This is a genomic window from Candidatus Angelobacter sp. (genome assembly GCA_035607015.1).
Classification (GTDB): Bacteria; Verrucomicrobiota; Verrucomicrobiia; order Limisphaerales; family AV2; genus AV2.
In genome coordinates, this window is the sequence record DATNDF010000435.1 from 1 (window position 1) to 7,889 (window position 7,889).

Genomic DNA, 7,889 nt, shown 5'->3' on the forward strand with positions numbered 1-7,889 from the left:
TGCCTGGGCGTTCGTGGCGGTGCTGGCATCGTTCATCGCCCACTGGACGCTGCCGCGTCACGCCGATTGGGACGCTCCTCTGCGCGCGGCGCTCGTGCTGTTGCCTCTGGTTCCCAGTTTTCTTTATGTGCGGAGCATCGCGCGCTGGATCGGTGGCATGGACGAATTGCAGCGCCGCATTCAACTCGAAGCCTGTCTCTTTGCCACCACGGGAGCAGTGTTCATTTCGGCGGCCATGAGCCTGCTGGAAACCTCCGGGGTCCTCCGGTCGCACGGATTGGGCTGGGAGGGAACATTCGCAGCGATATTGCTTTTGTATATTCTGGGCAACGTCATTTCCAACCGCCGCTATCAATGAAAAACCGGGTGCGCGATCTGCGGTCGGCGAAGGAATGGTCGCAGGCCGACCTGGCCGAAAAGCTGGGCGTGTCGCGGCAAACCGTGAACGCGATCGAGACGGAAAAATACGACCCGAGCCTGCCGCTGGCCTTCAAGGTGGCGCGCCTGTTCAAGCGGTCGATCGAAGAAATTTTCGACGATAATCACAGTTAACCCCACTCCCGTCATCATGAAATCCCTGCCCGCAAAATTCACCGGCCTGCTTTCCCTGCTCGTTACCTTCGCCACCCTGGCGCAACCAAAGGGCCGGTCCGATCCGGCCGGTTACTGGGAAGGCGCGATTACCCTCCCGACGACGTCGCTGGGCATTCAGGTGGAACTCGAACGAAGCGGCGCTCAGTGGAAAGGGACCATCACGATTCCCGTGCAGGCCTTACGAAATTTCGCCCTCACGAACGTCATCGTGCGCGACGCCGACGTATCGTTTGCGATGCCCGGGATCCCCGGTGATCCGAAGTTCGACGGCAAACTTGCCGCGGACGCGAAGGCCCTTTCCGGCGATTTCACGCAAGGAGGACAGACGTTCCCCTTCAAACTCGAACGCAAACCCGCCAAACCGAAATCAGCCGGGGAAACGCCCGCCAAAGGCGTGCCGGGCAAAGGGCTGGCCGGCGTCTGGCAGGGTTCACTCAAAATCAGCATCACAGAATTACGGCTGGTTCTTAAGGTCGCAAAATCGGGCGATGACAAACTCACCGGCACAATGGACAGCATCGATCAGGGCGCGAAGGACATGCCCATCGAAACCATCGAGCACAAGGACGCCGCCGTGCATCTGGAGCTGAAAAAGATTGGCGGGACTTATGACGGCAAAATGAGCGAGGACGGCTCGGAGATTTCCGGCGATTGGAAGCAGGGCGGACAGACGTTGCCGCTCATTTTCAAGCGGCTGGAAAAAGCACCGGAGTTTGGCCGGCCGCAGGAACCGAAGAAACCCTACCCTTACCGCGAACAGGAGGTTGAATTCGAGAACAAGAACGCCGGAATCAAGCTCGCAGGCACGTTGACGCTGCCGCGTGGTCGCGGACCATTTCCTGCCGTGATGCTGATCACCGGCTCGGGCGCCCAGGATCGTGATGAGGCGATCATGGGGCACCGGCCTTTTTTCGTTCTCGCCGACCATTTGACGCGCCAGGGAATCGCCGTGCTCCGGGTGGATGACCGGGGCGTGGGCAAATCCACCGGGGATTTCTCCAAAGCAACGACGAAGGATTTCGTCGAAGACGCGCTCGCTGGGGTCGGGTTTCTCAAACAGCACGGCGAGGTGGATGCGAAACGAATCGGGCTGGTCGGCCACAGCGAAGGCGGCATCGTCGCGCCCCTGGCGGCGGTCAAGTCCCGCGACGTGTCGTTTATCGTTCTCATGGCAGGGGTTGGCGTGCCCATGGAGAAACTGCTCGTGCGCCAGGCCGCCGACATCGCGCGCGTAATGGGCGCCCAGGAATCCGTGATCGCCAGGAGCAGAGACACGCAGACGAAAATGTTTCAGATCATTCGCGAAGAAGCCGAACCGGCCGCGGCAGAAAAGAGAATTCGCGCGCTCATTTCCGACCAGTTGTCCGATCTTACCGACGACCAGAAGAAGGCGCTTGGTTTGAGCGAGGCGATGATCGAAGGGCAGATCAAAATGGCCAACAGCCCGTGGTTTCGCTGGCTGCTGGCATACGATCCCAAACCCGCGTTGATCAAAGTGAAATGCCCGGTGCTGGCCATTGACGGCGAGAAAGACATCCAGGTGGCGGCGAAAGAAAACCTCGAGGCCATCCGCGCGGCGCTCGAAGCCGGAGAAAACAAAGATTTCGAAGTCGTCGAATTGCCGGGACTGAACCATCTGTTTCAAACGTGCCAGACGGGCGCGGTGGCGGAATACGGGCAAATCGAAGAAACGATTGCGCCGGTCGCGCTGGAAACCATGAGCAAGTGGATCCTCAAACACGTCGGGAAATAGACGTCGCGGCGCGAAGGAAAGCAGGTTTGCCTCGAACGGCACGAGCGGCGCCCGGCGCTCTGATCCGGGAATCGTCTGGTTATCAGCGTGGCTGAAAAATCTTCGCTTCCGCATTCGTCCGTGATTACCTGTGGCCGGATTTTTTGATGAATACCGCCCGCTCGCACCTGAAAGATCTCGATTACTCCGTCCTGCAGCAGTGCATGCACTGCGGCCTCTGTCTGCCGACCTGCCCGACCTACGACGCCACCAAACTTGAACGGAACAGCCCGCGCGGTCGTATCGCCCTCATGCGCGCCGTTGCCGACGGCCGGCTCGAACCCACCCGGGCCTTCGCCGACGAAATGTATTTCTGCCTCGGCTGTCTTGCGTGCATGACGGCCTGCCCCGCCGGCGTCAACTACGCGGAGTTGTTCGAACACGCGCGCGCGGAAGCGGAACAAAGCGGCGTCTTGAATTCGCCCAAACGCGGCCTCATCCGCAATTTCACGCTGCGCTGGCTGTTCATGGATTTGAAACGGCTGCGGTTCATCGGACGCGCGCTGCGGCTTTACCAGCAGCTCGGCCTGCAAACCCTCCTCCGCCGCAGTGGCATTCTGAAATTGCTGCCGCGGCGGCTGCGTGAACTGGAAGCGATGACGCCGGCGGTTCAGAAGAAGTTTTCGGCGGAGTTGATTACGCCGGTCACCTCCGCTGCCGGCGCGAAAAAATACCGCGTCGCGATGCTCACCGGGTGCGCACAGGATCTGATCTTCAGCGATGTGAATCGCGACACCGTGGAAGCGCTGGCGCGCAACGGCTGCGAAGTGGTGACGCCGCCGCAACAGCATTGTTGCGGCTCGCTCCACGCGCACAACGGCGAATGGGAGCTGTCTCAACGGCTCGCGCGAAAAAACATCGATCAGTTTCCACCGGAGCAGTTCGACGCCATCATCACGAACGCCGGCGGCTGCGGTTCGCACCTGAAGCATTATGCGAAACTGCTGGCCGGCGATGACGCCTACGAAAAACGAGCGCGCGAGTGGGACAGGAAGGTGAAAGACATTCACGAGTGGCTGATGGAAATCGGCGTCGAGCCGCCGCGCGGAGACCAGCCCGGGCAGACGGTCACCTATCACGAATCCTGCCATCTTTGCCACGGACAGAAAATCACGACGCAACCGCGGCAATTGTTGCGGGCGATCCCAAACTTGAAACTGGTTGAACTGCCGGAAAGCAGCTGGTGTTGCGGGAGCGCTGGCATTTATAACCTTGTCCAGCCGGAAATGGCGAACGAACTTCTCGAACGAAAGCTCGGGCACATCAAGTCCACCGGCGCGCAGATCGTCGCCACCGGCAATCCGGGCTGCCTGCTCCAAATTGTCAATGGCGCGGAAGGCAAGGGCCTGAATCTGCGCGTCGTGCATCCGGTGACCCTGCTGGCGGAGGCGTATCGGCGCGACCGACGATGATTCTCATGCGAAACAAATCCGAAATCGTTTCCCGGCTCACCGACCCCGGCGTCATCGCCGTCGTGCGGGCTCAAAAGGCGGAACAGGTGTCGCCCTTGTCCGAGGCGTTGATTGAGGGAGGCGTCATCGCCATCGAAATCACAATGACCACGCCGAATGCGATCGAAGCGATTCGCGAGGTGGCGCGGAAAATCGGCACGCGGGGAGTCATCGGTGTGGGGACGGTGCTCGACGCGCAGACGTGCCGCGCCGCCATCGAGGCGGGCGCGGAGTTCGTCGTCAGCCCGATCCTGCGCCCGGAACTGGTCGCGCCGTGCCGCCAGGCAGACAAGCCCATCATGCTCGGCGCCTATACGCCCACCGAAGCCCAGCTCGCGCACGAAGCCGGCGCCGATTTCATCAAAATCTTCCCCTCCGACGGGCTGGGGCCGGGCTACATCAAGGCCCTGCGCGCGCCTTTGCCGCACCTGCGCATCATTCCCACAGGCATCGCCCGGGAAGCCGACGTGACGGAATTCATCAAAGCGGGCTGCGCCGCCGTCGGGCTCGGCTCGTTGCTCGTCAGCCCGGCGATCCTGCGCGAGGCCAACTGGGCGGAACTGACCCGGCAGGCGCGCAAGTTCGTCGCGCTGGTTCACGAGGCAAGATGAGCGCGGACCGGACGCAGAAGCGGATTATTCCGGCCCGTTTCATCAAGCCCGAAGATGGAGGTTGCCGGATTTCCCTTTGATAGCGGGTACGCGCTCTGCTACTTTTCAGTGAAAGCTGCCGGCTGCCGCGTCGAAGCCCGGGCGCCGCAATCCGGCCGGCGCGTGTCAATCAGCAACGAAAGGAAAACCATGTCGCAAGCCATCATGGATCCCGCGGAGGTGCGGCGGTTCGCCGAAGAATTGAAGCGGTTCAATCAAGACCTCCAGAGCAGAATCACGCTGTTACACGCCCGGTTCGCCGCGCTGGGCGACACGTGGCAAGACCAGGAACACGCCCGGTTCGCCGAGGAATTCCGGCAGACCATGAAGGCGCTGACGAAGTTCATCGAAATTTCCGGACAGCACACGCCCTTCTTGCTGAGGAAGGCGCAACGGATCGAGGAGTATTTGTCCCAGCACTAGCATCATGCCGCAACCCGCCAAGGTCACCTCGATCGAAGCTCTCGACGCCTTCAAGGCCAGCCTGATCGTTTATCTGGAAAAAGCCGGCCGGATTCTCGACGGCGTCAGCGAGGACGTCGTGCGGACCCGCATCTGGCTGGAAACCGACCGGCAGCTTCACTGGAAAAACCGCGTACGCCAGCGGACGAGGGAGCTGGCCCAGGCCGAGCAGGAATTGTTGACCGCCCGGCTGTCCGAAATGCCCGAAGCGATCAAGGCCCGGCAGATGGCCGTCAACAAGGCGAAACTCAACCTCCGAGGTGCCGAAGACGGACTGGCCCGGACCAAACAATGGATCCGGCAATACGAGACTCAGGTGCAGTCGCACGCAAGAGTGGTCACGCAGCTCCGCCACTCGCTTGCGTACGACATGGGCAAGGCGGTCGTCTTTCTTGAAGAAGCCGCGACCACGCTCGCCGCCTACGCGGAAATTTCGCCACCCGCCCTTTCACCCTCCACGCCGCCTGCCGACGCAGCGGATGACAACACGACACAGAGCGCCGACGCCGGACAGGCCACTGCCAAAGGAGACACCGCATGAGCATGAATGCGAGCGGCGCGCAACTGGCCACGCTCACGAAGGAATTGCTGGCCCGCTGGCGGCAGACGCGGGAATACTGGATGGATGCCAAGGCGCGCGAGTTCGAGGAACGGTTCATGACCGAACTGGAGACCACCGTGAACTCGGCGGCCACCGGGATGAGCAACCTTGAACGGGCCATCCGGAAAGTCAGGAGCGATTGTGAGTAATCATCCGGGCCTGCGCCAGACGCTGGAGTTGCTCGACCGGCTGAAGAGCACGGTCCGGGAGAGCGCCGCCCGCGCGGAGCGACTCGCGCAGGAATCCAGCGCGAGCACCTCCCGGCTTGACTGGCAGACCGACAAGGAGATCAAGGAACTGGAGGCACAGCTCGTCACCGCCATTGCCGGGCTGGACGCACGACTCCAACCGCAAAAGGAAAAACTCGAATCCGCTCATGACTGGCGCCATACCCGCCTGCAACGCGCCCAGACGGCGGCGCGAAAGCATCATCTGAAAACCATCGAGAGCGGCGAGGGCCGGCAAATCAACGAAGTTCAACGGGAGTTGCTGCAAACCAGCCGCAACCAGGAAACGGAACAGAAACAGGCCGACCGCGACTTCGCAGATTTTCAGGAGACATTGACCGGCGAACGCGAGTCGGTGGCCGCGTTGGCACGCGGAACGCGGAACGCCTTTCGAGGCTATGCCGCGTTTCGGTGTCTGCTCGATTCCCCGCCGCCCGCGCCCGGAAATGATCCCGTCTCCGATGCAAACCGTTTGTTGGAAGAGTTTCGCGCGCGGTTCGCGCAAGCAAAACGCAGACTCTTCTGGTTCCGGCTTGTGCCGCCGGTGCTGCTCTTCAGCCTGCTTCCGCCGCGGGTGCTGGCTTCGTTGCTCGTGATCGCCCACGGCGCGGCCGTTCCCGCGCTTCCCCGGCTCGGAGGGCGCGCGATCACCTGGGAACAGGCGGGTCTTTCGCTCGCCGCGTGCCTGGGCGGAGTTATTGCGCTGCATTTTCTAGGACGATTGCTCGCCGGACACGGCGCCAGGACGCTGGCAGGTTCGATCAATCGCGCCCGCGCGTTGCTCGATGCCTGCCAGACCGCGTCCGAAGCGCACTATCAACGGGAGAGCGAACGCATCCGCAGCACGGCTGAAACGAAAACAGCGGAACTCAATCAACGCTGGAACTATGCGACCGTGGACGCGGAGACCCGGCGGAATGACCTGCAACGCCACCTCGACGCAAAACTGGCGCGGGCCATCTCCACGAACGACCGCATTCTCCAGCAGGGCGTGGAACGCCTGCAACGCGAGCGCAACGAACAAGCCGGGCGCTTGAAAAAGCAGACAGAGGCGGAGCGCGCGCGACTGGAGGAATCGTGCACCGCGAAAAAAAGGCAATTCGAATCGAGCCAGCAGTCTCAATGGCAGACACTGGAAGCCGATTGGAATGGAACCACCCGGTCCATATACGATGCGTTCGGTGCCGCGCGCGAATCAGCCGCCCAACTGTTTCCCGAATGGCACTCACCGTTCTGGACGAACTGGACCGCGCCGCGCGAGTTTCTTCAGGCGGCGCCCTTCGCGCGTCTGGAAGTGGATTTGGAGCAACTCTCGGGCGCTCTGCCGCGCGATCCACGGCTCAAGCTTCCGGGACCCCCGCGATTTTCACTCCCGCTGTTGCTCACCTTCCCGGACCAGGGTTCGATCCTTTTTGAGACCCGTGGTCCGGGACGTGATCGGGCGATCGCGGCGCTGAACAACCTCGTGTTGCGCCTGCTCTCCGGCGCACCGCCGGGCCGCGCCATCTTCACCATCCTCGACCCTTCGGACCTCGGGCAGAGCTTCGCCGGCTTCATGCACCTCACGGACCACGAGGACCGGCTGATCAACCGCCGCATCTGGACCCAACCCGAACACATCGAGCAACGGCTGGCGGAGCTGAACGAGCACATCGAGAAAGTCACCCAGCTCTATTTGCGAAACGAATTCGCCACGATCGCCGAGTACAACGAACAGGCCGGACGTATCGCCGAACCGTATCACTTCCTCGTCGTCGCCGATTTTCCCGTGAACTTCAGCGATGCGGCCATCCGCCGTCTGCTCAGCATCATTGCCAGCGGACCGCGATGCGGCGTGTTCACGCTCATCCACTGGGACCCGCGCAAGGGCGCGGTGTCGGATTTCGTCCCGGAGGACCTTCGCAAGACGAGTGTCTGCCTCCGCTCTGAAAACGGCGGTTTTGTTCTCACCGACAAACCGCTCCCCGGAACCTCGCTTGAGCTGGAGCCGCCGCCCGCACCGGACGTCGTCACGGCATTTCTTCAGAAAGTGGGCCGGTGCAGCGTGGACTCCAACCGGGTGGAAATGCCCTTCGCGGAAATTGCCCCGGACGATTCCGAGCTGTGGACGGT

Annotated in this window: 9 protein-coding genes; all 9 read left to right on the plus strand. The window is 61.9% G+C overall.

The window, feature by feature from the left end; genetic code table 11:
* On the plus strand, positions 1 to 358 hold a 358-nt coding region (locus VN887_17550), incomplete at its 5' end, for a hypothetical protein (protein ID HXT41817.1).
* The gene (locus tag VN887_17555) at positions 355 to 552 is read left to right on the plus strand and encodes a helix-turn-helix transcriptional regulator (GenBank protein ID HXT41818.1); all 198 of its coding nucleotides are present in this window, start codon (positions 355 to 357) and stop codon (positions 550 to 552) included. The genes VN887_17550 and VN887_17555, both read left to right, overlap by 4 nt.
* A gap of 16 nt (positions 553 to 568) precedes the next feature.
* Positions 569 to 2,347: an alpha/beta fold hydrolase gene (locus tag VN887_17560; GenBank protein ID HXT41819.1), complete on the plus strand. Its 1,779-nt coding sequence runs from the start codon at positions 569 to 571 to the stop codon at positions 2,345 to 2,347.
* Between the two features lie 146 nt (positions 2,348 to 2,493).
* A complete protein-coding gene (locus VN887_17565; GenBank protein ID HXT41820.1) occupies positions 2,494 to 3,798 on the plus strand; it encodes a (Fe-S)-binding protein in 1,305 nt (434 codons plus the stop codon).
* 5 nt (positions 3,799 to 3,803) lie between these two features.
* Positions 3,804 to 4,448 (plus strand): bifunctional 4-hydroxy-2-oxoglutarate aldolase/2-dehydro-3-deoxy-phosphogluconate aldolase, encoded by a 645-nt coding sequence (locus tag VN887_17570; GenBank protein ID HXT41821.1) that lies wholly within the window; start codon positions 3,804 to 3,806, stop codon positions 4,446 to 4,448.
* Between the two features lie 189 nt (positions 4,449 to 4,637).
* Positions 4,638 to 4,910, plus strand: a complete 273-nt coding sequence (locus tag VN887_17575; GenBank protein HXT41822.1) for a WXG100 family type VII secretion target — start codon at positions 4,638 to 4,640, stop codon at positions 4,908 to 4,910.
* A 4-nt stretch (positions 4,911 to 4,914) separates the two neighbouring features.
* A complete protein-coding gene (locus tag VN887_17580) occupies positions 4,915 to 5,490 on the plus strand; it encodes a hypothetical protein (protein ID HXT41823.1) in 576 nt (191 codons plus the stop codon).
* A complete protein-coding gene (locus VN887_17585; protein ID HXT41824.1) occupies positions 5,487 to 5,699 on the plus strand; it encodes a hypothetical protein in 213 nt (70 codons plus the stop codon). Before VN887_17580 ends, VN887_17585 begins: the two co-directional genes overlap by 4 nt.
* On the plus strand, positions 5,692 to 7,889 hold a 2,198-nt coding region (locus tag VN887_17590), incomplete at its 3' end, for a hypothetical protein (GenBank protein HXT41825.1). The genes VN887_17585 and VN887_17590, both read left to right, overlap by 8 nt.